Annotated in this window: 24 protein-coding genes and 1 pseudogene; 8 read left to right on the top strand and 17 right to left on the bottom strand. The window is 53.8% G+C overall.

What is annotated here, in order from left to right:
• Positions 1-17: 17 nt before the first annotated feature.
• Entirely contained in the window at positions 18-959 is a 942-nt protein-coding gene (gene fabY / locus LY264_RS23810; protein WP_003825286.1) for a fatty acid biosynthesis protein FabY, read from the top strand.
• 5 nt (positions 960-964) lie between these two features.
• Here fabY and LY264_RS23805 read toward each other — a convergent pair.
• The 3 genes and pseudogenes from LY264_RS23805 to LY264_RS23795 form a co-directional block, all read right to left on the bottom strand.
• Positions 965-1,253, bottom strand: a pseudogene (locus tag LY264_RS23805) (type II toxin-antitoxin system RelE/ParE family toxin).
• Positions 1,246-1,488, bottom strand: a complete 243-nt coding sequence (locus tag LY264_RS23800) for a type II toxin-antitoxin system ParD family antitoxin (RefSeq protein WP_048227549.1) — start codon at positions 1,486-1,488, stop codon at positions 1,246-1,248. Before LY264_RS23800 ends, LY264_RS23805 begins: the two are co-directional and overlap by 8 nt.
• Positions 1,489-1,552: 64 nt before the next feature.
• Positions 1,553-2,461 carry an alpha/beta hydrolase gene (locus LY264_RS23795; protein ID WP_048227550.1) on the bottom strand — a complete coding sequence of 303 codons (909 nt, stop codon included), beginning with the start codon at positions 2,459-2,461 and terminating at the stop codon, positions 1,553-1,555.
• A gap of 220 nt (positions 2,462-2,681) precedes the next feature.
• On the opposite strand from LY264_RS23795, the gene LY264_RS23790 reads away from it, so the two are divergent.
• Complete coding sequence (locus LY264_RS23790) at positions 2,682-2,993, top strand: hypothetical protein (RefSeq protein WP_048227551.1); 312 nt, start codon at positions 2,682-2,684, stop codon at positions 2,991-2,993.
• Entirely contained in the window at positions 2,994-3,281 is a 288-nt protein-coding gene (gene nadS / locus LY264_RS23785) for a NadS family protein (RefSeq protein WP_038635893.1), read from the top strand. It abuts the gene before it with no gap.
• 43 nt (positions 3,282-3,324) lie between these two features.
• Here the strand turns inward: nadS and fdhE are convergent, their stop codons facing one another.
• The 4 genes from fdhE to fdnG are packed head-to-tail and all read right to left on the bottom strand — an operon-like array spanning position 3,325 to position 8,848.
• Positions 3,325-4,254, bottom strand: a complete 930-nt coding sequence (fdhE, locus tag LY264_RS23780) for a formate dehydrogenase accessory protein FdhE (RefSeq protein WP_003028685.1) — start codon at positions 4,252-4,254, stop codon at positions 3,325-3,327.
• A complete protein-coding gene (gene fdoI / locus LY264_RS23775; RefSeq protein ID WP_003028686.1) occupies positions 4,251-4,886 on the bottom strand; it encodes a formate dehydrogenase cytochrome b556 subunit in 636 nt (211 codons plus the stop codon). Before fdoI ends, fdhE begins: the two co-directional genes overlap by 4 nt.
• Positions 4,883-5,785, bottom strand: coding sequence for a formate dehydrogenase O subunit beta (gene fdoH / locus LY264_RS23770; protein ID WP_003825273.1), 903 nt, complete (start codon positions 5,783-5,785; stop codon positions 4,883-4,885). The genes fdoI and fdoH overlap by 4 nt, the downstream gene beginning before the upstream one ends.
• A 12-nt stretch (positions 5,786-5,797) precedes the next feature.
• Positions 5,798-8,848 carry a formate dehydrogenase-N subunit alpha gene (gene fdnG, locus LY264_RS23765; RefSeq protein ID WP_100247862.1) on the bottom strand — a complete coding sequence of 1,017 codons (3,051 nt, stop codon included), beginning with the start codon at positions 8,846-8,848 and terminating at the stop codon, positions 5,798-5,800.
• Between the two features lie 194 nt (positions 8,849-9,042).
• Between fdnG and fdhD the strand changes: the two genes are divergently transcribed.
• The gene (gene fdhD / locus LY264_RS23760) at positions 9,043-9,879 is read left to right on the top strand and encodes a formate dehydrogenase accessory sulfurtransferase FdhD (RefSeq protein WP_071692610.1); all 837 of its coding nucleotides are present in this window, start codon (positions 9,043-9,045) and stop codon (positions 9,877-9,879) included.
• Here the strand turns inward: fdhD and LY264_RS23755 are convergent.
• Positions 9,846-10,352, bottom strand: coding sequence for a YgjV family protein (locus LY264_RS23755; RefSeq protein ID WP_032945569.1), 507 nt, complete (start codon positions 10,350-10,352; stop codon positions 9,846-9,848). The two genes, fdhD and LY264_RS23755, sit on opposite strands and share 34 nt — an antisense overlap.
• Before the next feature lie 58 nt (positions 10,353-10,410).
• The gene (locus LY264_RS23750; protein ID WP_048227552.1) at positions 10,411-10,932 is read right to left on the bottom strand and encodes a Crp/Fnr family transcriptional regulator; all 522 of its coding nucleotides are present in this window, start codon (positions 10,930-10,932) and stop codon (positions 10,411-10,413) included.
• Positions 10,933-11,061: 129 nt separating this feature from the next.
• Between LY264_RS23750 and LY264_RS23745 the strand changes: the two genes are divergently transcribed.
• Positions 11,062-11,274: a YdgH/BhsA/McbA family protein gene (locus tag LY264_RS23745; protein ID WP_003825262.1), complete on the top strand. Its 213-nt coding sequence runs from the start codon at positions 11,062-11,064 to the stop codon at positions 11,272-11,274.
• A gap of 42 nt (positions 11,275-11,316) precedes the next feature.
• Here LY264_RS23745 and LY264_RS23740 read toward each other — a convergent pair whose 3' ends face one another.
• Entirely contained in the window at positions 11,317-11,640 is a 324-nt protein-coding gene (locus tag LY264_RS23740; RefSeq protein WP_048227553.1) for an AzlD domain-containing protein, read from the bottom strand.
• On the bottom strand, positions 11,640-12,299 hold the full coding sequence (locus LY264_RS23735) for an AzlC family ABC transporter permease (RefSeq protein ID WP_071692611.1): 660 nt from the start codon (positions 12,297-12,299) through the stop codon (positions 11,640-11,642). Before LY264_RS23735 ends, LY264_RS23740 begins: the two co-directional genes overlap by 1 nt.
• 101 nt (positions 12,300-12,400) lie before the next feature.
• Here LY264_RS23735 and LY264_RS23730 point away from each other — a divergent pair, with 101 nt between their 5' ends.
• On the top strand, positions 12,401-12,949 hold the full coding sequence (locus LY264_RS23730; protein ID WP_003825255.1) for a helix-turn-helix domain-containing protein: 549 nt from the start codon (positions 12,401-12,403) through the stop codon (positions 12,947-12,949).
• A gap of 83 nt (positions 12,950-13,032) precedes the next feature.
• Here the strand turns inward: LY264_RS23730 and rhaM are convergent, their stop codons facing one another.
• From rhaM to rhaB, 5 genes are all read right to left on the bottom strand, one after another.
• Positions 13,033-13,347 (bottom strand): L-rhamnose mutarotase, encoded by a 315-nt coding sequence (gene rhaM / locus LY264_RS23725; RefSeq protein WP_003825253.1) that lies wholly within the window; start codon positions 13,345-13,347, stop codon positions 13,033-13,035.
• Positions 13,344-14,492 (bottom strand): lactaldehyde reductase, encoded by a 1,149-nt coding sequence (gene fucO / locus LY264_RS23720; RefSeq protein ID WP_071692612.1) that lies wholly within the window; start codon positions 14,490-14,492, stop codon positions 13,344-13,346. The genes rhaM and fucO overlap by 4 nt, the downstream gene beginning before the upstream one ends.
• 74 nt (positions 14,493-14,566) lie before the next feature.
• Positions 14,567-15,394, bottom strand: a complete 828-nt coding sequence (gene rhaD / locus LY264_RS23715) for a rhamnulose-1-phosphate aldolase (protein ID WP_048227555.1) — start codon at positions 15,392-15,394, stop codon at positions 14,567-14,569.
• Positions 15,395-15,537: 143 nt separating this feature from the next.
• Positions 15,538-16,797: an L-rhamnose isomerase gene (gene rhaA, locus LY264_RS23710; RefSeq protein WP_008787011.1), complete on the bottom strand. Its 1,260-nt coding sequence runs from the start codon at positions 16,795-16,797 to the stop codon at positions 15,538-15,540.
• Positions 16,794-18,263 carry a rhamnulokinase gene (rhaB, locus tag LY264_RS23705; protein ID WP_048227556.1) on the bottom strand — a complete coding sequence of 490 codons (1,470 nt, stop codon included), beginning with the start codon at positions 18,261-18,263 and terminating at the stop codon, positions 16,794-16,796. Before rhaB ends, rhaA begins: the two co-directional genes overlap by 4 nt.
• Positions 18,264-18,566: 303 nt before the next feature.
• On the opposite strand from rhaB, the gene rhaS reads away from it, so the two are divergent.
• Positions 18,567-19,415, top strand: a complete 849-nt coding sequence (rhaS, locus tag LY264_RS23700; protein WP_008787013.1) for an HTH-type transcriptional activator RhaS — start codon at positions 18,567-18,569, stop codon at positions 19,413-19,415.
• Between the two features lie 147 nt (positions 19,416-19,562).
• Positions 19,563-20,411 (top strand): HTH-type transcriptional activator RhaR, encoded by an 849-nt coding sequence (gene rhaR / locus LY264_RS23695; protein WP_048215191.1) that lies wholly within the window; start codon positions 19,563-19,565, stop codon positions 20,409-20,411.
• Here rhaR and rhaT read toward each other — a convergent pair.
• Positions 20,408-21,442, bottom strand: coding sequence for an L-rhamnose/proton symporter RhaT (rhaT, locus tag LY264_RS23690; RefSeq protein ID WP_003825242.1), 1,035 nt, complete (start codon positions 21,440-21,442; stop codon positions 20,408-20,410). The genes rhaR and rhaT overlap by 4 nt on opposite strands.
• Positions 21,443-21,677: the final 235 nt, after the last annotated feature.

The raw sequence follows: 21,677 nt of genomic DNA, 5'->3' as shown, positions 1-21,677 counted from the left end.
CAAGAGAGAATACGACGATGTATCACCTTCGAGTACCGCAAACAGAAGAAGAATTGGAGCGTTACTACCAGTTTCGCTGGGAGATGCTGCGTAAACCGTTGCACCAGCCTAAAGGCTCCGAACGGGATGCCTGGGATGCGATGGCGCATCACCAGATGGTGGTGGACGAAGAGGGGAATCTGGTCGCGGTAGGACGTCTGTATATCAATGCGGATAACGAAGCCTCCATACGCTTTATGGCCGTTGACCCCTCCGTGCAGGAGAAAGGGTTGGGCACGCTGATGGCGATGACCCTGGAGTCTGTGGCGCGTCAGGAAGGGGTAAAGCGCGTAACCTGTAGCGCCCGTGAAGATGCGGTCGAATTTTTTGCCAAACTGGGGTTTGTGAGCCAGGGAGAAATCACCACGCCGCAAACCACGCCGGTGCGTCACTTTTTGATGATTAAACCCATCGCGACGCTGGACGACATCCTCCATCGCGGGGACTGGTGCGGACAACTACAGCAAGCCTGGTACGAACATATTCCATTAAGCGAGAAAATGGGTGTGCGCATTCAGCAATATACCGGGCAGAAATTTATCACCACGATGCCCGAGACGGGCAATCAGAACCCGCACCATACGCTGTTTGCCGGGAGTCTGTTTTCACTGGCGACGCTAACGGGCTGGGGACTTATCTGGCTGATGCTGCGTGAGCGTCATCTGGGCGGGACGATAATCCTTGCTGACGCGCATATACGGTACAGCAGGCCGATCACCGGGAAACCTACAGCCATCGCCGATCTGGGTTCGCTGAGCGGAGATCTGGACCGTCTGGCAAGAGGTCGTAAGGCGCGCGTTCAGATGCAGGTCGGGGTATTTGGCGACGACACGCCGGGCGTGGTGTTTGAAGGCACCTACATTGTGCTACCCGCAAAACCGTTTGGCGCATATGAAGAAGGCGGGAACGAGGAAGAGTAAGTCCTCTAGCTGAAATGTAATATTGGGTTCATTTGCTGATGTAAAATGCGGATTATGAAAATGCCATAATCCGCATTTTGATAAAAAATCGCATGCTGTCGATGATTGTATTGACGGGTACCTTCCTTAATCGCAGAACAGTTGTGTCCCATCAAAGCGTTTTTCTCTAACAGTAAAAAAAGCTGTTCCATTTCAGTCGTGTATTTATCCGCCTGCTGATAACCGAATTTTTTTCCAGGTGTATTCATAGATAGATTCAAAATCTTCGACTGCCTGATTAGAGAGTTTATACATTCAGACTGCGCTTTTTCCTGTGCGCGATCTCCTGTAGAGTCAGGTCGCTTGTGCCGCTGTGTATCCCATCCTCCAGCGCGTCGCGTAATGCGTTGTTTCGCAATTCTTGTTCTTCCAGTAAACGTAATGCCGAACGGACAACTTCGCTGGTGGAACCATAGCGCCCACTTTCAATCATTTCGTTAATAAAACGATCGAGATGCTCGCCAATCGTAATGCTGGTAGTTCTGGGCATAGGCTTGTCCTTTGTGTTATCTATCCACACAAGATAGCACCCGTGGACGAAAACATGAACAACCTTACTGACCTAGCCGCCAGGCAACATCCCGCATTGCGCTTCGTGCCGCCCGACTCACCCCTGCTAGCTGGAAAAATCCGTGGATAACGCCGAGATAGCGTTGGCAGGTGCACTCCACGCCCTGTTCCTGGAACTTTTGATACAGGGCCTCACCCTCATCTCGCAGTGGATCGAATTCAGCTGTAATGATGTGCGTGGGCGGTAAACCGTTGAAGTCTTCGCGCCAGAGCGGGCTGACTTCGGGATGCAGTGGATTGGTTTGCGGCATATACATCTCGTAGCCCGACAGCAGCGTGTCGCGGGTGATAATGTAATCCTTTCCATTGTGGTCATAGCTCGCAAAGCTGGCGGTTGCATCCAGCATCGGGTAGATCAGCATAAGCTGCGCAGGTTGCCATTGCCTGGTAGCTTTCAGGCGTAGTGCGGTGACCAGCGCCAGATGCCCGCCAGCGCTGTCGCCAGCCAGCGTAATGTTGCTGCGGTCGACACCCAGTTTCTGGGCATACTTCCAGATAATGTTGGCCCCCGATTCAGCATCGTTATGTGCTGCCGGGAAGATGTGCTCTGGTGCGAGGCGATACTGCACCGCAATGACCCGACAGCCGCTGTACCAGGCGAGTTGCCTTAGCTGGTTATCATGTGTGGTAAATCCGCCGCTGACAAAGCAGCCGCCGTGATAATAGATAACGCAGGGGAGATTTCCCGTGCTGCCCCGCGGCGAAACTACGCGAAACATCATGGCATCGAGTTCAATATCTTCAACCTGTACGCGGGTTTCAGTGTCTCCGGCCAGGACCGTGCTGGCGATGTAGCCTGCTCTCCGGTCATCAATATTCTGCTCGCGCGAAGAAGGGCGTCCCGCCGCGATAAATGCCTCAACCAGCTGTGCAATCCCGCTTTCCAGTGCCATTTTCACATCTCCTTATCTGTATGGATATACAGGTTTATAACCTGGATAACTAAGAATGAAAATGGGAAAAATGGGGGTGGTTATGATTTTGGAAAGCGGCTCGCAGATTAAATACCGTCATTGGTTTCTGCTGTTTGAATTCTGTATTGTGAGGAAAATGTACTATACGCCATTGACGTATAGTTAATTTCTATTAATATAGTCCAATGGCGTACTCAAAATGCTATTCATAGAAACGGAAATCTTCACTGAAGACGTCAAAAAATTACTGGATGATGATGAATACCGTAGATTACAGATATTCCTTGCGATTCAGCCTGATTGTGGCGATCTGATACAAGAAACGGGCGGACTGAGAAAGGTTCGCTGGAGATCGCGAGGGAAAGGCAAACGTAGCGGTGTGAGGATTATTTACTTTCATCAAATCAGAAAATCACAAATTCGATTGTTGCTGATTTATCAGAAAGGGATCAAGGATGATCTGACTCCACAAGAAAAAGTGCTGCTGCGTATGTTGAATGAGAGGTGGTAAATGGATAAGGCACTATTTGAGCGATTAACTCAAAGTATGGTTCAGATGAATGAGATCGCTGAAGGAACGCGACAACCTTCCCGTACCTTTCATATTGACGCCATGAAAATAAAGGAAATTCGCCAGTCTTCAGGATTATCACAGACTCGTTTCGCAGATTTGATATCGGTAAGCGTGGATACGTTGCGAAATTGGGAGCAAGGGCGTCGTTCACCGACCGGTCCAGCAAAAGCGTTGTTACGTGCTATTGCCAATGATCCAAAACATGTCATTCAGGCACTAAGATAATCCCCGGCAGTTTGGTTCAATTGCCGGGGGAAGATCTTAAAACTTACTCCCCTTCACCCGGGAACAGGAACGGGTTGATAGAGCTGCGGGCAAAGCCCTCTTGCTCCATGTGCGCGTCCAGCATCAGTGAAGCGAGATCGTCAGCCACGGCTTCAACTTTAGGGTCTTTTTCCTGATAGAGAATCTTCAGGTAAGTCCCACAGTCGCCGCAGCTTTCAGCTTTAATTGCCGCCTGTTCGTTATCCAGCGACCAGTAGTTCAAATCACGGCTTTGCTCGCAGTTGCTGCACTTCACGCGTACCACGTGCCACTCGGTTTCACACAGGTTGCAGTGCAGATAACGCAGCCCCTGAGTGGTACCGATTTGCACCATGCTGGAGACCGGCATTGAACCACACACCGGGCAGTACTGACGCTGTTCACCGTATTCCGCACGGGCTTTTCCGGGGATCAGGCTTGCCATCTGCGCCCAGTAGAGCGACAGGGCAGCCCAAATAAACGGCGCTTTATCGCTGCTGACGGAGGCGAAATCAGAGGCAAACAGCGCGCTGGCCATCAGCTCCAGTTCCTGCTCTGAGGCTTTTTCCAGATTTTCGATCACGGCAAGCGCAGGGCCGCTCATTTCTGGTTTCAGCTCAGCAATTAACGACTGCAGCAGTTTTTGCCAGTGCTTGTCGCGTGGCAGAACGTGGATATCCAGCGGCGGTTTGCCCTGATCGTTCGCTTCTTTGATTCGAGCGGTCAGATCCATCTGCAGCGGATGGTCGTACAACACCACTTCCTGCGCGTGGGCGATCAGTGCGGCAAAGCGCAGGTAGTCGCCCAGCGGGTTGTTCTCGGCCAGCTCGCGCAGGCGCTCAGCGCGGCGGTTATACAAATTTTTGAGTCTGGGGAATAATAACGGCGGAATCATATCCGCCGTGCGTTTCTCGCTCTTCTCCAGCTCATCTTGCGGGATTATGCGAATACTCATTCAGATGACTTTTCCTGTTTCTGGCGGACTTCACGGTACCAGCGCGGGTGATGTTTCTTCGCCCATGAACTGGTAACCCATCCTTCCACCATCGCGGTAATGGTGCCTTTCACCCAAAGGGCGGCGTAAATGTGCACCATGATAACCACAATTAACGCTACTGCGGCAAATGAATGCAGCATTAACGCGAATCGGATCACCGGGATTGAGAAAGCAGGCGCAAAATACGGACGCCAGATGACCACTCCGCTCACCAGCAACAGGACCAGGAAGATAATCGCCGCCCAGAATACGCATTTCTGGCCGAAGTTATAACGTCCCGTGTCACCTACTTCCTCGTTGACGACAATCTTACGAATATTCTTCGCCCAAAAGATATCATCCCGATTGATTAGATTGTGGTGCCAGTAACGGAAAAACATGATGATAAACGAGGCAAACATGATCACGCCGACAAACGGGTGCACAATTCGCGCCAGTTGTGGAGTGCCCATGATGTGCATCAGCCAGTTAAAAGACGGGAAGAGAAAGCCCATCCCGCTCACCGCCGCCAGAATGAAGCAGAAGGCGGTGATCCAGTGGTTGATGCGTTCCGGCGCCGTGTAGCGCACGATGGTGTCACGTCGTTTCATTTGCGCACCTCGTCGTCTTTTTCATGCAGATTGTCTTCTTCCTCTTCCGCACGGTTCGGGCCAACGCCGACGTAGTGGAAGATGCTGGCCGCAAATGTCGCTGCAAAGCCGACGGCTGCGAGGGGTTTCCAGATGCCTTTCCAGAACTTAACGGTAGCGCTGATCTCCGGGTTCTCCGGCAGGCCGTGATACAGATTTGGCTTGTCCGCATGGTGCAATACATACATCACGTGCGTACCGCCAACACCCGCCGGATCGTACAGACCCGCGTTTTCGTAACCACGCGTTTTTAGCTCCGCCACGCGCTCGCCTGCCAGGGTTTTCATCGACTCTTTGGTGCCGAAATGAATGGCACCGGTTGGGCAGGTTTTCACGCAGGCCGGTTCTTGCCCGACCACAACACGGTCAACGCACAGCGTACATTTGTAGACGCGGTTGTCTTCCGGATTGAGGCGCGGCACGTCGAACGGGCAGCCCGCGATGCAGTAGCCACAGCCTATGCACTGCTCAGACTGGAAGTCGACGATACCGTTGGCATACTGAATGATTGCGCCTTCAGCCGGACACGCCTTCAGGCAGCCCGGATCGGCGCAGTGCATACAGCCATCCTTGCGGATAAGCCATTCCAGTTTGTCGTTTTGTTCCACTTCCGAGAAGCGCATCACCGTCCAGGATTTGGCGGTCAAATCAGCCGGGTTGTCGTACACCCCAACGTTGTTGCCCACTTCATCACGGATGTCGTTCCATTCAGAACACGCCACCTGACACGCTTTACAGCCGATACAGGTGGTGACGTCGATAAGCTTCGCCACTTCTTCCTGATGGTCCCGCGCCTGAGGCGCGGGGGTGAAACCGTTAGTGGCGGAACGACGAATGATGTCTTGCGATTGATAAGCCATAGGTCGTCTCCGTTACACCTTTTCCACGTTCACGAGGAAGGACTTAAATTCCGGCGTCTGCGTGTTCGCATCACCGACGAATGGCGTTAACGTGTTAGCGATAAAGCCTTTTTTCGCCACACCTTCGTAGCCCCAGTGAATCGGAATACCGATAGTGTCGATATCCTTACCGTTAGCCTTCAGCGTGCGAATACGTTTGGTCACCACCGCCTTGGCCTTAATGTAGCCGCGATTAGAGGAGACTTTGACGGTATCGCCGTGGGAGATACCGAGCTTATTCGCCAGTTTCTCGCCAATTTCCACAAACTGTTCCGGCTGAGCGATGGCATTCAGCAGCGCATGCTTGGTCCAGTAGTGGAAGTGCTCGGTCAGACGGTAGGTTGTACCGACGTACGGGAACTTATCTGCTTTACCCAGTGCTTCTTCGTCACCTTTAAAGATGCGCGCGGCAGGGTTAGAGATAACGTTCGGGTGCAGCGGGTTAGTCCCCAGCGGTGTTTCAAACGGCTCGTAGTGTTCCGGGAACGGACCTTCCGCCATCTTATCGATAGCAAACAGGCGTCCCATCCCTTCCGGCTGCATGATGAACGGCCCTACGTTGCTGCCAGGTGCGGCGGCACTGTAGTCCGGAATATCCATCCCGCTCCACTTCGCCCCATCCCATTTCAGGATCTGACGTTTTGGATCCCACGGATTCCCCTGCGGATCAGCGGAGGCGCGGTTATACAGAATGCGTCGGTTAAGCGGCCATGCCCAGGCCCAGCCCAGCGTATTACCAAGGCCTGACGGGTCGGCGTTATCGCGACGTGCCATCTGGTTGCCTTCCGGCGTCCAGCTACCGGCAAAAATCCAGCAGCCGCTGGAGGTCGTGCCATCGTCACGCAGTTGGGCGAACGAGCTAAGCTGTTGGCCTTTCTTGACGATAACCGCACCGGTTGCCGGGTCGGTAATGTCGGCCAGCGCTTTACCGTTACTCTCCATCGCCACTTCTTCCGAAGCCGGTTCGTGCGGGGTGGAGTAGTTCCAGGTCATGCTCAGCACCTGTTCCGGGTTCGCGCCACCTTGCTCGGCATACATCTTGCGCAGACGCAGGAAGATACCGGCGAGGATTTCGCCATCGGTAACGGCAATCCCCGGGGCATCCGCGCCTTTCCAGTGCCACTGCAGCCAGCGACCGGAGTTAACGATAGAACCGTTCTCTTCGGCGAAGCAGGTGGACGGCAGACGGAATACTTCGGTCTGGATTTTCGACGGATCAACATCGTTTGACTCACCGTGGTTCTGCCAGAAAGTGGAGGTCTCGGTGTTGAGCGGGTCGATAGTGACCAGGAACTTCAGTTTGGACAGTGAAGCCACAACTTTGTTTTTGTTCGGGAATGACGCGACCGGGTTAAAGCCCTGGCAGATATAGCCATTCACTTTGCCCTGATTCATCATCTCGAAGTACTGCAGGACGTCGTACCCTTTATCCCACTTCGGCAGCCAGTCGAAGCCCCAGCTGTTTTCCGCTGTCGCTTTATCGCCAAAGAAGGCTTTCATCATCGAAACGAAGAATTTCGGGTAGTTGCCCCAGTAGTTCACCTGACCTTCCAGCAACGGTTTTGGCGTGTTGGCGGCAAGGTAGGTTTGCAGGTCAGTCTGTTTCTCGCTTGGCAGCGTCATATAGCCTGGCAGGCTTTGTGACAGCAGGCCTAAGTCGGTCAGACCCTGAATGTTGGAGTGACCGCGCAGGGCGTTAACGCCACCACCGGCCATCCCCATGTTGCCAAGCAGCAACTGGATCATCGCCATGGTACGGATGTTCTGCGCACCCACGGAGTGTTGTGTCCAGCCCAGGGCGTACAGGAACGACGCGGTTTTATCTTTGGCACTGGTTTCTGCAATGTACTCACAGACCTTCAGGAAGTCGGCCTTTGGCGTACCGCAGATGTTTTCTACAACGTCCGGCGTGTAGCGGGAGACGTGCTGTTTCAGCAGGTTCCACACGCAGCGCGGATGTTGCAGGGTGACATCGCGTTTGGCGAAGCCTTTTTCATCCAGCTCGTAGTTCCAACTGGTTTTGTCATACTTGCGTTTGTCCGCGTCGTAGCCGGTGAACAGGCCATCTTCGAAACCGTAATCCTCACGCACGATCAGGCTGGCGTTGGTATAGGCCTCAGTGTATTCGCGGTTGAATTTTTCGTTGTTCAGCAGGTACAGCAAAACGCCTGACAGGAAAGCAATGTCAGTACCGGAACGAATCGGCGCATAGAAATCAGCCACCGCAGCGGTTCGCGTAAAGCGTGGATCGATAACAATCAGCTTCGCGCCGTTGTGAATTTTGGCTTCCATCGCCCAGCGGAATCCGACCGGGTGAGCTTCAGCGGCGTTACCGCCCATCACCACGACGAGGTTGGCGTTTTTAATGTCGACCCAGTGGTTGGTCATCGCACCGCGACCAAATGTTGGAGCAAGACTTGCTACCGTTGGTCCGTGTCAGACGCGTGCCTGGTTGTCGACCGCGAGCATACCGAGCGCGCGGGAGAATTTTTGCGTTAAATAGCCGGTTTCGTTACTGGAAGCGGAAGCACACAGCATTCCGGTGGAAAGCCAGCGGTTAACGGTTACGCCTTCAGCGTTTTGTGCAACGTAGTTAGCGTCGCGGTCTTCTTTCATCAGCTTAGCGATGCGGTCAAATGCCTCATCCCAGCTAATCTGTTGCCACTTATCTGAGCCTGGTGCGCGATATTCCGGGAATTTCAGGCGGCTTTCGGAGTGGATGAAGTCCACAAGTCCTGCCCCTTTCGGGCACAATGCGCCACGGTTCACCGGGTGATCCGGGTCCCCTTCGATATGGAAGATGGATGCTTTGGCGTTTTTTGCGCCGTCACCGAGGCTGTACATTAACAGTCCACAGCCAACGGAACAGTAAGTGCAGGTGTTACGGGTTTCGCGGGTGCGCAGCAGTTTATACTGCCGTGTTTCCGCGAGCGCTACGCCGGGTGCAAAGCCCAGTGCCGCTGCCGTGGTGCCTGCCATACCGCCAGCGCAGATCTTAAAGAACTGCCTTCTGCTGACCTGCATGGTTCGCTCCTTGTTTCGACATTGTCACGTTCCCTTCGCTTTTCTGTAACGCGAACGCGAGGGAAGTGGTTGTTATTTTTCTTTGCGGACGGGACCGCAAAGGTCCAGAATTGGGTGAATTTCCCTCCGTCCAGGAGGGATTTGTAAAGAATACCACAATGTTGGTATGCGTGTTCCAATATGGTTAAAAGAAAGTGAATAAGATTATTCAAGAAAACATCAAGAATGTGACATCTTCGACAGGATCGCGCCAGTTGACCCTCTGGAAGCGCGAGGATTTGCAACATCCTCAGCCTGATGAGGTAGCTGAAGAAGTGCCTGTTGCGCTGGTATACAACGGGATTTCGCACGTGGTGATGATGGCATCACCGAAAGATCTTGAGCACTTCGCGGTGGGTTTTTCACTTTCTGAAGGCATTATTGAGTCCCCGCAGGATATCTACGGAATGGACGTAGTGCCTTCCTGCAACGGATTGGAAGTGCAGGTTGAACTGTCCAGCCGTCGCTTTATGGGGCTGAAGGAGCGTCGTCGCGCGCTAGCCGGTCGCACAGGTTGCGGCGTTTGTGGCGTGGAGCAGCTCAATGACATTGGCAAGCCGGTCCAGCCGCTGCCGTTTACCCAGACATTCGATCTGGCGAATCTTGATAACGCTTTACGACACCTCAACGATTTTCAACCCGTGGGGCAACTGACAGGCTGCACGCACGCGGCTGCCTGGGTACAGCCGTCAGGTCATCTGGCGGGCGGGCATGAAGATGTTGGACGTCATGTTGCGTTGGATAAACTGCTGGGACGACGTGCAATCGAAGGGGAAACCTGGCAACAGGGCGCGGTATTAGTCTCCAGCCGTGCCAGTTATGAGATGGTGCAGAAATCGGCGATGTGCGGTGTGGAGATCCTGTTTGCTGTTTCTGCGGCGACAACGCTCGCCGTGGAAGTTGCCGAACGTTGTAACCTGACGCTGGTGGGTTTTTGCAAACCGGGCAGGGCGACGATCTATACGCATCCGCAACGTCTGGTCGCGCTGTGACGCCACCAGGCGGCCAGAATACTGCCGGAAAATGCCAGTTCCATGATTACGGCAACTGGCGAGCCAACAATCACATTGTTCAGCAGCCAACACAGGCTGCCGCACAAGGTGTATCCCCGTAATTTTCCGCTGCGTTTTTGAAATGACGCAAAGGTCATCAGCAGGCTTCCCATCAGCGGCAAAATACTCGACAGATTTTGCCAAAGATAAATGCTACATAGCAGCGACCCCAGCATAAATCCCCACATCACCCAGCGGTGAAAGGTGACGATGGCTGTCGCGTAGCGGCATGCGGCAATGATCATTAACCCAGCCGCAGCGTGTTGATCCAAAAGATAGAAATGGATAGCTAACAGAGACGTAGAACTGGTGAGCAGCGTTAAAGTGATAGCCCGGCGTTGAAAATGAAAAGCGGAAATATCCAGTAAGAAGCTGATGCCAGCCAGCATCTGAGAAAGAAGAAATGCGTTCATTGTGGTCGCCATCTATTAAAGAGTGACGGGACAATAATCGACGCATCACCGTAAGGCGTTAACCTTTGTTAAGACGCTGGCGAATACGGGACAGGCTAACGGGGGTAATGCCGATATAGCTGGCAAGATCGCGCTGGGTGAGCTGTGACTCCCAGTCCGGGAAGTGTGTTTGTACGTACTGATAGCGTTGCTCTGGGGTATTGAGCAGCAGCATTTGCTCTTTTTTCTCTTTGTAGATCAATTGCTGGACCAGTAGCTGAGTCTTAATATCCTGATTTTCCGGCGCATCAAGCAAAGCCAAGGGTATTTCAGTGGTTTCTCCCGCGGCGATCATTTGTAGGCTGTAATCGGCAGGTGTGTTAGTTAGCCAGTTCAGGTACAGAAAGCAGTATTCCCCGGCAAAGTAGAACTCTTTAACCCTTTCAACGCCGTTGTCCGCGTGATAAACCGCACGAGCCACACCATGATGTAAAAGATGAATTTTACTTTGTGGTTCACCCTGACGAAGTAACCAATTACCCGCCTGTTGCGTTTTTCTACGGCTGCCAGCAAGCCATTGTGATTCCTGATTACGTAACATCTTATCTCTCAAATAATTTGAATAAGACTGGCAAATCCTTCCGCTTTCAGTTGTTCGGGTATCAGCCTATTATTTATCACATCAAGGCACGGTGCCTTACTCAAACAACTAAGTTAAAGGGTTTATATCATGAAAAGCATCAAAACTTTTGTCGCAGTTATCGCTCTGGCTACTTCTTTCGGTTCCTTCGCTGCTCAGACAGTGACCGCAACCGGTTCTACGCTGGAAAGCGCTGAAGCAAAAATCGCCGCTCAGGCTGAACGTGCAGGCGCCAGCGATTACAAAATCACTCAGGCATACACCGGTAACCGCGTGCACATGACCGCCGAACTGCTGAAATAAGATACCTTAGTACTGTCGAAAGAGCGCCCTTGAGGCGCTTTTTTAGTTTATACCCGCCATTCGCAGCAATGCGGTCACCACTGCGGCAGCGACGATCACCACGATTAGCGGCATCTTGCGCCATGCGAGAAATACCGCAAAAGCCACGCCCAGCACGCGCGCCATGCCAGAGAAGTGTTCTCCTTCGTATAAGGTGGTCGCCAGCGCCACGGAGAACAATAATACCGTTGCGGCGTCGGAAAGCAGCGCCTGCGAGCGTTCCGAGAACGCTAAACGGCTCCCAAGCTTCGCTCCCCCTAAACGCATCAAATAGGTTCCCAGAGATAACATGGCGATACCGACGATAAACAGCGTCATGTTGCCCATTATTTTTTCCTCGTCAGTAAGCCAAACAGTGAAAGCAGAACCGGTAAACCAACCGGCGCAAAGGGGATGGCGGCAAGCGACAACCCGGCGCCGCTACAGGCGCGAATCAGCGTGGTGCGGTTTTTAAAGGCCGGGACCACTAAGGCTAATAAAATTGCAGGGAAGACGGCATCCAGACCGATGGTTTCCGGGGCGGGGAGCAGTTTGCCGACGCCCGCGCCGATCAGTGTGCCAACAGGCCAGAAAAGCGCGACGCCCAGACCGCACAGCCAGAAGGCGGCTTTACGTTGTTCGGGCGTTTTTTGCGACAGGCCAAAGACTACGCTTTCGTCGTTCATGATATGACAGCCGAGGAAACTCGCAGCCCGCGAGCCCACCAGATCGCGCACCGTGACGCCAAACGGCACGTGTCGGGCGTTGACCAGTAAGCCGGCAGCCGCAGCCGCCAGTGGGTTACCGCCACTGGCGACGATGCCGATAAACATAAACTCGGACGCACCCGCCAGTACCGTAATCGAAAGCACAAACGGTACCCACAGTGGGAAGCCGTAGGCCATCGCCAACGAGCCGTATGACATGCCGACTACGCCGACGGCCAGACAGACTAAAAATATTGCTTTTATCGTGTCGCCATTGAGACTGGAAAAATAATGTTTCATACCGTTTTAGCCATATCGAACGAATTTCCATTATAATGAACGCGACCAGTTAATATTACAAGTCGAACGAATCGTTCGATATAGAGAACATGGAGTCGTGAATGACCCAGCCCATCAGTATGATCGCGAAAAGCCTTGTGCGTGAACGTCAGCGCACCGGTTTGTCATTGGCAGAGATTGCCCGTCGCGCAGGGATTGCAAAATCGACACTCTCGCAATTGGAAGCGGGCAATGGCAATCCTAGCCTGGAAACGCTCTGGTCGCTGTGTGTGGCGTTAGATATTCCCTTTGCTCGCCTGCTGGAGCCGCAGGAACAAAAAACGCAGGTGATTCGCCGCGGCGAAGGAACAAAGGTGGTGGCTGAGCAGGCCCACTATCAGGCCATTTTACTGGCCGCCTGCCCGCCGGGGGCGCGGCGGGATATCTATCTGCTGCTGACGCAGCCGGGCGCGGATCGTATTTCACAGCCGCATCCACCGGGATCGGTTGAACACATCATCGTGACGCAGGGTAAGGCGATGGTAGGATTGACGGAAGCCCCGGAGGAGTTAGGCGAGGGGGACTATATTTGTTACCCCGCCGATCGGGCGCATATTTTTAAAGCGCTGGAGCCTGACACCCAGGCGATTCTGGTCTCTGAGCAAAATTGAATTGTCGGATGGCGCTATCGCTTATCCGACCTACAAAAAACGAAACCGTAGGCCCGGTAAGCTTGCGCCACCGGGCATATAACTTACTGCAAATAAAACACTTCTTTTAGCTCTGCGCTAACCGGGCTGTTGTCCGGGTTTGCTGGCATTACGTCACGCATATGCTTCCACCAACGTTGGCAAACGTCGGTGCTGGCAACGGCATTCCAGCGTTCTTCGGACTCAATCTCAACGGTGGCGAACAGCAGATTGCGCGCCTGATCGAGATAAATCGCGTAGTGATGGGCGCCGTGCTCTTTCAGCACAGCTTCCAGCTCTGGCCAGATGGGATTGTGCCGACGTTGATATTCAACGTGCGCGTCGGCATTCACCTGCATCACAAAGGCCTTGCGGATCATAACGCCTCCAGATACAGCTCACGGACCTCGTCGCGGCTGGCGGTGCGCGGGTTGCATGGCGCACACGGATCGGCCAACGCTTTATCCAGCCAGCCTTCAATATCCTCTTTCGTCACGCCAAGGGAACTAAAGCCCGCAGGAATACCGACACGCTTGCTGAGTGCACGAATCGTGTTGATGGCCTCCATACTTGCCGCTTCATCGCTCATGTCACGGGTATCGACGCCCATTGCCTGCGCCACGCGGGCAAAGCGCGTCACGGCGTTAGGACGGTTAAAGTTTTCGATTACCGGCAGCAGGATGGCGTTGCAGACGCCGTGTGGCAGATTATGGGTTGCGCCCGGCTGGTGCGCCAGCGCATGCACCAGACCCAGACCAGCGCTGTTAAATGCCATCCCCGCCAGATACTGACCAAACGCCATTTGCTCACGAGCTTCGAGGTTATGACCGTCGTCGACCGCTTTTGGTAGCCACAGGTTGATCAGGCGAATCGCTTCCAGTGCGTTAGCATCAGTGAGCGGATGTGCACCAACGGAAACATAGGCTTCCACCGCGTGGGTCAGGGCGTCCATACCGGTTGCGGCGGTGACGGAGGCCGGGATTTCCAGCATGACGCTGGCATCATCCACAGCGATATCCGGGATGATATTTGGGTCGATGATCACCTCTTTGACCTTACGGGCAGAGTCGATAATGACCGCGTTGCTGGTCATCTCTGCTGCCGTACCGGCGGTAGTGTTGATGGCGACCAGCGGGACGCCAGCATTTTTCACTTTGCCCACGCCGGAGTAAGCGGTAGAAGGGCCAGGGTTGGCTGTCAGGATTTTCACCGCTTTGGCGGTATCGATCGGGCTGCCGCCACCGAAGGCGATGATGTAGTTACATTCTGCGCCCTGATAGGCCGCAAACCCTTTCTGTACCAGCTCTTCTGTCGGGTTCGGGAATACTTCATCAAACAAGTGGTAAGACATTTGATGTTTATCCAGCGCGGCAAACAGGCTATCCAGCAGGCCCAGTTTTACCAGTTGACCATCGGTGACGATCAGCGCTTTGCCCCATTGTTTATTCGCCACGAGATTCACCATATCGGCAATCGCGCCGGCGCCATGCAGGCTAATTTTTGGCAGTGCCAACATAAAGCTCATCATTATTCTCCTTAATAATAAAATCCTGTAGGCCGGATAAAGCGAAGCCGTATCCGGCGTTGAGTTGGGAGGTATCAGTACAGCTCTATGGCGCTTGCCAGCGGCGTAACACCAAAGCGTTTGCCAAGTGCGACCAGCTCTTCACGTGAGATGGTCTGCTTCATACCGCCCATCGAAAAGATTTTGACCAGAACTTCGGCGGATTTCTCTGCGGTATCTATCAAACCGAACGCTTCGTCTAGGGTAGGTCCGCTTCCGAACACGCCGTGGAACGGCCACAGAACAAGCGAATGTTTCTGCATTTCCTGTGCGGTCGCCTGGCCGATTTCATCCGTACCCGGCACCATCCACGGGAGAATGCCAACGCCATCCGGGAACACCACCAGGCACTCGGTGCTGCCTTCCCACAGCTTGCGGGTAATCAGCGCTGTGTTGTTTTCCAGTACGTAGGTCAGAGCGATCAGGTTGGTGGCATGGCAGTGCATGATCACGCGGTCTTTACCGTTCGTCGCTTTAATGCGTTCGCAGTGAGAGAGGAAGTGAGCCGGCAGTTCAGAGGTCGGCACGGCCTCGTGGGTCAGGCCCCAGAGGATGTGGTAGCCCGCACCGTCGCTGTCTATTTGTACCACGCCCAAGTTTGCCGCGGGATCGAGCTGGACGTTACGGAAAAACTTACCGGAACCGGTGACGATAAACGGTGTGTTTGCCAGCAGCGGCATCGGCTGACTTAGCGCAATATAGCGTGGTTTTTCGTGGAAATCGGCGCTAAACGGCGCGATATCTGCTTCATCAAGACGCAGCGTCAGGTTGCCGCCATTACGCTCGTCCCAGCCTTTCAGCCACGCATCAGAAGTGGCTTTGATCATCCCCTGGACGAACCAGGAAGTCGTAATTTTTTGCATGTTCGGTGTTCCTGTTTATTGCCCGAACGTTATCGGGTCTTACGTAGGCCGGATAAGCGAAGCGCCATCCGGCAATCGTGTTTCATTTTTTGCCGGATGGCGACGCGGGGCGTCTTATCCGGCCTACAAGCCTGGCGTCACGGTTAGCTACGTTTGCTCAAAATCTCTTTTTCATAAGCGCGCACGCTGTCCAGCCACTGGCTGCCCGCAGGCGTGTCATGGCGCTGGCAATACATCTCCCAGACGGCCTGCCACGGCAGCGATTTTTGCTCTTCCAGCAGGGCCAGGCGTGCGGTGTAGTCGCCGCTGGCTTCGAGCTGACGCAGTTGCTCGGTGGGTTCTAACAGCGCGCGCAGCAGGGCTTTTTTCATATTGCGAGTGCCGATCACCCACGCGGCGATGCGGTTAATGGAGGCGTCGAAGAAGTCGAGGCCAATGTGTACGCGGTCGAACAGGTTGTGGCGAACGATCTCGCTGGCAATCGCCTGAGTTTCATCATCCAGCAGCACCACGTGATCGCTGTCCCAACGCACCGGACGACTGACGTGCAGCAGCAGGCGCGGTACATACAGCATGGCGGCGGAAATTTTGTCGGAGATCACTTCAGTCGGATGGAAGTGGCCCGCATCCAGACACAGTGCGGTCTGGCGGCTGGTGGCGTAACCCATGTAAAACTCGTTAGAGCCCACGGTGTAGCTTTCCGCACCGATGCCAAACAGCTTGCTTTCGACGGCATCGATATGGTGCGCCGGGTCGAGTTTCTCGCTGATCACTTCGTCCAGTGCGTCCAGCAGACGCTGGCGCGGCGCTAAACGGTCAACGGTGATGTCTTTCATGCCATCCGGGATCCAGATGTTCATCACCGATGGTGTACCCAACTGCTCGCCAAAATACGCCGAGACGCGACGGCTGGCTTTGCAGTGATCGATCCAGAACTGGCGAATGGTGTCGTCGGCGTGCGCCAGAGTGAAACCGTCGGCGCTCAGCGGGTGTGAGAAGCAGGATGGGTTGAAATCCAGCCCTAACTGGTTCGCTTTCGCCCACTCCACCCAGTTTTTAAAGTGCTCAGGTTTGATTTGGTCGCGTGCAACCGGCGTATCAGATTCCAGATAGATCGCGTGCAAATTCAGACGTTTTGGACCAGGAATCAGGCTCAGCGCCTGCTCCAGATCGGCCCGCAGTTCGGTGGCGTTACGCGCTTTACCCGGATAGTTACCGGTAGCCTGAATACCGCCAGTGAGCGAGCCTTCCGGATTTTCGAAACCGGCGACATCATCGCCCTGCCAGCAGTGCATGGAGACCGGCAGACGATCGAGCTGGCGTAAGGCCGCCTCGACATCAATGCCTACCGCGGCGAAACGCAGTTTTGCCAGTTCCCAGGCTTGTTCAAGTTGAGTGGTCATGCGCAAAGCTCCTTTGTCTGTCGTAGTGATTGAAACTGCGCCTGGTAGCGGGCAATTTCACTTTCAGGATTGGGAATGAAGGTGGTCAGTTCGTAGTTGGCGCGCACCACCTGACGGAAATCATCGACGTTGTTCAGCTCGTCCTGCGTCATCAGCTGGATGCCAATATTGCCGAGCGTGGAGGCCTCAATCGGCCCGGACATCACGCGAATACCGCAGGCGTCCGCACACAGCTGGTTCAGTAAGGTGTTCTGGCAGCCGCCACCGACAATGTGCAGTTGGCTAAATGCTGCACCACGCAGTTGTGCCAGTTCTTGCAGGATGTCGGCGTACAGCAACGCCAGGCTGTCGAAGATACAGCGCGCCAGTTCGGCGTTTTGCAGAGGAACGGGTTGGCCTGATTCACGGCATGCTGCCTGAATTTCTGCACTCATATCGTCGGGGTTGATAAAGCGATCGTCGTTCGGGTTTATCAGGAACTGGCAGGCCGGCAGCGCTTGCGTTTGGCTGATAAGCGTTGGCAGGTCGGTAATCTGGCGCTCTTTTAATACGCGCTGGAGCAGCCACAGCCCCATGATATTTTTCAGGACACGGTAGCGTCCTTCCGCGCCGCCTTCATTGGTGATATTCGCCGCCAGCGCCACATCATTGGTATACGGTGTTCTGCTCTCAAAGCCCATCAGCGACCAGGTCCCGGAAGAGAGATAGGCGCTGTTTTTATCGGCCAGCGGAGAAGCAATGACCGCGCTGGCCGTGTCGTGACTGGCGACGGCGACAACCGGAATTTGGTTTTTCTGTGGGCAAATCCAGTGGCCGATCACGTTCCCAGGATGCGTCGGGCGACCAAACCAGGCTTTGTCTGCCCCGGTCCACGCCAGCAGTGTGTCATCCCAGTCGTCGGTATTGATATTGACTAGCTGGGTGGTGGTGGCGTTGGTGTATTCCCAGTTCATTTTGCCGGTCAGGCGAAAGCTGAAGTAGTCGGGGATCAGCAGGGCATGGGCCACCTGCGGGAGCAGTTCTGGCTGCTGTTCAACCAGTGCACGCAGTTGATACAGGGTGTTAAAGGGCAGAAACTGAATGCCGCTACGGCGGTAAATTTCACCTTTACCCGGCTGTTCCATCGCCTGCGCCATAATGCCAGTCGTGCGGCTGTCACGGTAAGAGACCGGCAGACCGACACGTTGACCGACGTTATCGATCAGAACGTAATCCACGCCCCAGGTATCAATGCCGATGCTGTCTATCCGAATGCCTTCATCGCAGACTTTTTTCAGGCCAAGACGAATATCGTTTTCCAGGCTGTCGATGTCCCAGGTGTCAAAACCGTCTGTTTTTTGCAGGCAGTTCATGAAGCGGTGGATTTCACGTAGCGTCAGGGAGCGGTGTTCACTGTCATAACGCGCCAGCATTACGCGCCCACTGGATGCGCCGAGATCGACTGCGACACAATGGCGAAAAGTCATAGCGAGGTCCTTCTGAGTTTTATTGCACTCAGTCTAAGAACCCCAGATAACGCGTACCTTCTTGACAGTGACAGCCACAATTAGCGGCTGGCAACATGGCAAAGGTGAACGTGACGCTGTTCACAATTTCTATTAATAGCACCTGTTTTAGCAGATGTGACGCCTTCCGCAATTCCCGATCTTTCCCGCCATTTCTTGAAGAATTGACCGTGTTTACGCACTTTGGCGTCAAAAATTTAAGGTGAGGGTGATAACCCTTAATTACTATTCAGCCATGTTCATTTGATCGGGAAGGATGTCATCATGACGGTATTGCATTGCGTGGATTTTTTTCCGACAGGTAAAGCGCCAGTAGCTATTGAACCTCGGCTTCCTCAACCTGCGTTTCCAGAGCATCATCATGATTTTCATGAAATTGTGGTGGTCGAACATGGAACGGGGATCCATGTGTTCAACGGGCAGCCTTACACAATCAGCGGCGGTACGGTGTGTTTCGTTCGCGATCATGACCGGCATTTATATGAACATACTGACAATCTGTGCCTGACCAATGTGTTGTATCGCTCCCCGGATGCGTTTCAATTTCTGGCTGGGCTGAATCAGCTTTTACCTCAGGAACAGAATGGGCAGTATCCCTCCCACTGGCGGGTGAATCAGGGGGTATTGCAGCAGGTTCGACAACTGGTGGGGCAGATGGAAGCGCTCGGTGAGGGGATGGATACACCAACGGCGGCAAATCGCGAGATCCTGTTTATGCAGCTGCTGGTGCTGCTGCGTAAAAGCAGCCTGATGGAAGCCGCGACCGATAACGACGCGCGGCTTAACCTCCTGATGGCGTGGCTGGAAGATAACTTTGCCGACGAGGTGTGTTGGGAGGCGCTGGCCGAGAAGTTTTCCCTCTCTTTGCGCACTCTGCATCGCCAGCTCAAACAGCAAACCGGATTGACGCCGCAGCGCTACCTTAACCGCTTGCGGCTGATCAAGGCCCGGCATCTGCTTCGCCACAGTGATGACAGTGTGACAGATATCGCTTATCTCTGCGGATTCGGCGACAGTAACCACTTTTCGACGCTTTTTCGTCGTGAGTTCAAGTGGTCACCACGCGATATTCGTCAGGGGCGCGATCTCGTTGTGGCAAGCCGCCTCCAGTAACGCGAAAGCTATCAACGTTTTTTACCGCCGAATCTCAGATAATCATGTCCCTTAACGCCGGATGGTGGCTACGCCTTATCCGGCCTACGTGTCACGTAATCTGTAGGTCGGATAAGGCGTAGCCGCCATCCGACAGGGAATATTGTGATGGCGAATCATCTGGTCCTTCTGAAATCAGACTTCTTTGCGCATGAGCAGCAGGCTGTGGCCGTGGCTGACCGTTATCCGCAGGATGTCTTTGCTGAGCATACCCACGAGTTTTGCGAGCTGGTCATGGTCTGGCGCGGTAATGGTCTGCATGTCCTTAACGATCGCCCGTACCGGATAACCCGTGGCGATCTGTTTTACATTCGCGCCGAAGATAAACACTCCTACACCTCCGTGAACGACCTGGTGTTGCAAAATATCATCTACTGCCCGGAGCGGTTGACGCTGAATGTTGACTGGCAAGGGGCGATCCCCGGATTTGACGGTACGCCGAGGCAGCCGCACTGGCGACTCGGTAGCGTTGGCATGAGCCAGGTCCGACAGGTGATAAGCCAGCTTGAGCATGAAAGCAATCAACGTGATGCACAGGCTTTTACCATGGCTGAACTGCTGTTCGGGCAGTTGGTGACACACCTTAAGCGGCATCGTTATGCCACGGATACGCTCCCGGCGACCTCCAGTGAAACGCTGCTGGATAAACTGATCACCGCATTAGCCGGTAGCCATGAGCATGCGTTTGAACTGGATACGTTTTGCGAGCGCGAACAATGCAGCGAGCGCGTTTTGCGCCAGCAGTTTCGCAGCCAGACCGGGATGACCATCAACCAGTATCTCCGCCAGGTGCGGGTTTGCCATGCGCAGTATCTGCTCAAACATAGTCGGTTGATGATTAGCGAGATTTCCATGCGCTGCGGCTTTGAGGACAGTAACTACTTTTCGGTGGTATTTACGCGGGAAACCGGGATGACGCCGAGCCAGTGGCGTCATCTCAGTACTCAGCATGCTTAGCTGGCCATTCCCAGACCGACAATGTTTGCCGCGACAATGATCACTACGCAGCCGAGGCTTAGCACGCTGACCGGACGACGACCCGCGTTTTTCCACTCTTTCAATACCAGACCGACAATCCCGCCGCACAGAACATAGAAGCTCATGTGCAGCATCCAGCTTACATAGTCATACTGCGCCGGAATACGTGCGTGGCCCCAGGCGTAGAAGAAGAATTGCAGATACCACATCAAGCCACCAAGCGCAGAGAGCAGCACGTTGGTGATAATCAGCGGTTTGGCTAACGAGAAGTCGGCTTTTATCGACAAGTTCTTCACTTTTGCCAGACGAATGAAGCAGAAGCCCAGGTTAACAAGCGCGCCACCGCCCATAATGACCACATAGCTAGGCAGGGCGACATACAGCGGATCGACGCCCAACGCGGCGGCGGCATCGTGCATCGGTTTCGCTGCGTTCATCGCAAAGGACATCCCGGCGGAGAAAATACCGCACATGACGGCCAGAACCAGACCTTTTTTCAGGTTGAAATCTTCCGCTTTGATGCCCATTTTTCGTTCTTTTAACTGACCGGCACGGGTAACAATGCCCACGCCAATCAGCGCGACCAGTACGCCAAGCAGCGTCATGCGGCCACCAGAGGTATTGATCAGTACATCAAAATTGCCGTTGATAATCGGGGTCATCAGCGTGCCGACAATCAGCGTAATACCTATCGCAATCCCGATACCCATCGACATACCGAGATAGCGCATGGTCAGGCCATAGTTGATATTGCCAATCCCCCACATTGCACCAAACAGAAATACCGGCGCCAGTGTGGAGAGGCTGAAGGAGCTGAAGTAGGCCCAGAAATCGGGAAGTAACATGGCGCTGATGGTCCACGGCAGGATTATCCAGGAGACGATCCCGCCAACCGACCACATCGTTTCCCATGACCAATGTTTGACTTGCTTGAACGGGGCATAGAAACAGGCGGCACTGGCTGCCCCTATCAAATGCCAAAAGATACCCATCGTAATCGCGTTACTCATGACTTAATCCTCGTTATTTTTTATCGTCGGTAATGACCCCTCCGACCTAACGAGTTTAAAAATTACGCAGGTGGTTAACCTTTTAACGATTGCCGTCCTTTTGCGCATGTTGGCAATCATCACGTTAAGTGGGTGATTCGGCTCACATCTTTAACAATGGTTTTGATTCATTAAGACCCTGTAAAAAGTACGGCATTGATAATCATTTTCAATATCATTTAATTAACTATAATGA

It is taken from the genome of Citrobacter portucalensis, from assembly GCF_023374935.1.
Classification (GTDB): Bacteria; Pseudomonadota; Gammaproteobacteria; order Enterobacterales; family Enterobacteriaceae; genus Citrobacter; species Citrobacter portucalensis.
This window is presented reverse-complemented; position numbering and strand designations above follow the sequence as displayed.

Excerpts from the sequence above, each read along its gene's own strand:
- fabY (WP_003825286.1), top strand. The coding sequence starts at position 18 with ATGTATCACCTTCGAGTACCGCAAACAGAAGAAGAATTGGAGCGTTAC.
- LY264_RS23800 (WP_048227549.1), bottom strand. The coding sequence starts at position 1,488 with ATGCCCAGAACTACCAGCATTACGATTGGCGAGCATCTCGATCGTTTT.
- LY264_RS23795 (WP_048227550.1), bottom strand. The coding sequence starts at position 2,461 with ATGGCACTGGAAAGCGGGATTGCACAGCTGGTTGAGGCATTTATCGCG.
- LY264_RS23790 (WP_048227551.1), top strand. The coding sequence starts at position 2,682 with ATGCTATTCATAGAAACGGAAATCTTCACTGAAGACGTCAAAAAATTA.
- nadS (WP_038635893.1), top strand. The coding sequence starts at position 2,994 with ATGGATAAGGCACTATTTGAGCGATTAACTCAAAGTATGGTTCAGATG.
- fdhE (WP_003028685.1), bottom strand. The coding sequence starts at position 4,254 with ATGAGTATTCGCATAATCCCGCAAGATGAGCTGGAGAAGAGCGAGAAA.
- fdoI (WP_003028686.1), bottom strand. The coding sequence starts at position 4,886 with ATGAAACGACGTGACACCATCGTGCGCTACACGGCGCCGGAACGCATC.
- fdoH (WP_003825273.1), bottom strand. The coding sequence starts at position 5,785 with ATGGCTTATCAATCGCAAGACATCATTCGTCGTTCCGCCACTAACGGT.
- LY264_RS23755 (WP_032945569.1), bottom strand. The coding sequence starts at position 10,352 with ATGAACGCATTTCTTCTTTCTCAGATGCTGGCTGGCATCAGCTTCTTA.
- LY264_RS23750 (WP_048227552.1), bottom strand. The coding sequence starts at position 10,932 with ATGTTACGTAATCAGGAATCACAATGGCTTGCTGGCAGCCGTAGAAAA.
- LY264_RS23745 (WP_003825262.1), top strand. The coding sequence starts at position 11,062 with ATGAAAAGCATCAAAACTTTTGTCGCAGTTATCGCTCTGGCTACTTCT.
- LY264_RS23740 (WP_048227553.1), bottom strand. The coding sequence starts at position 11,640 with ATGGGCAACATGACGCTGTTTATCGTCGGTATCGCCATGTTATCTCTG.
- LY264_RS23735 (WP_071692611.1), bottom strand. The coding sequence starts at position 12,299 with ATGAAACATTATTTTTCCAGTCTCAATGGCGACACGATAAAAGCAATA.
- LY264_RS23730 (WP_003825255.1), top strand. The coding sequence starts at position 12,401 with ATGACCCAGCCCATCAGTATGATCGCGAAAAGCCTTGTGCGTGAACGT.
- rhaM (WP_003825253.1), bottom strand. The coding sequence starts at position 13,347 with ATGATCCGCAAGGCCTTTGTGATGCAGGTGAATGCCGACGCGCACGTT.
- fucO (WP_071692612.1), bottom strand. The coding sequence starts at position 14,492 with ATGAGCTTTATGTTGGCACTGCCAAAAATTAGCCTGCATGGCGCCGGC.
- rhaD (WP_048227555.1), bottom strand. The coding sequence starts at position 15,394 with ATGCAAAAAATTACGACTTCCTGGTTCGTCCAGGGGATGATCAAAGCC.
- rhaA (WP_008787011.1), bottom strand. The coding sequence starts at position 16,797 with ATGACCACTCAACTTGAACAAGCCTGGGAACTGGCAAAACTGCGTTTC.
- rhaB (WP_048227556.1), bottom strand. The coding sequence starts at position 18,263 with ATGACTTTTCGCCATTGTGTCGCAGTCGATCTCGGCGCATCCAGTGGG.
- rhaS (WP_008787013.1), top strand. The coding sequence starts at position 18,567 with ATGACGGTATTGCATTGCGTGGATTTTTTTCCGACAGGTAAAGCGCCA.
- rhaR (WP_048215191.1), top strand. The coding sequence starts at position 19,563 with ATGGCGAATCATCTGGTCCTTCTGAAATCAGACTTCTTTGCGCATGAG.
- rhaT (WP_003825242.1), bottom strand. The coding sequence starts at position 21,442 with ATGAGTAACGCGATTACGATGGGTATCTTTTGGCATTTGATAGGGGCA.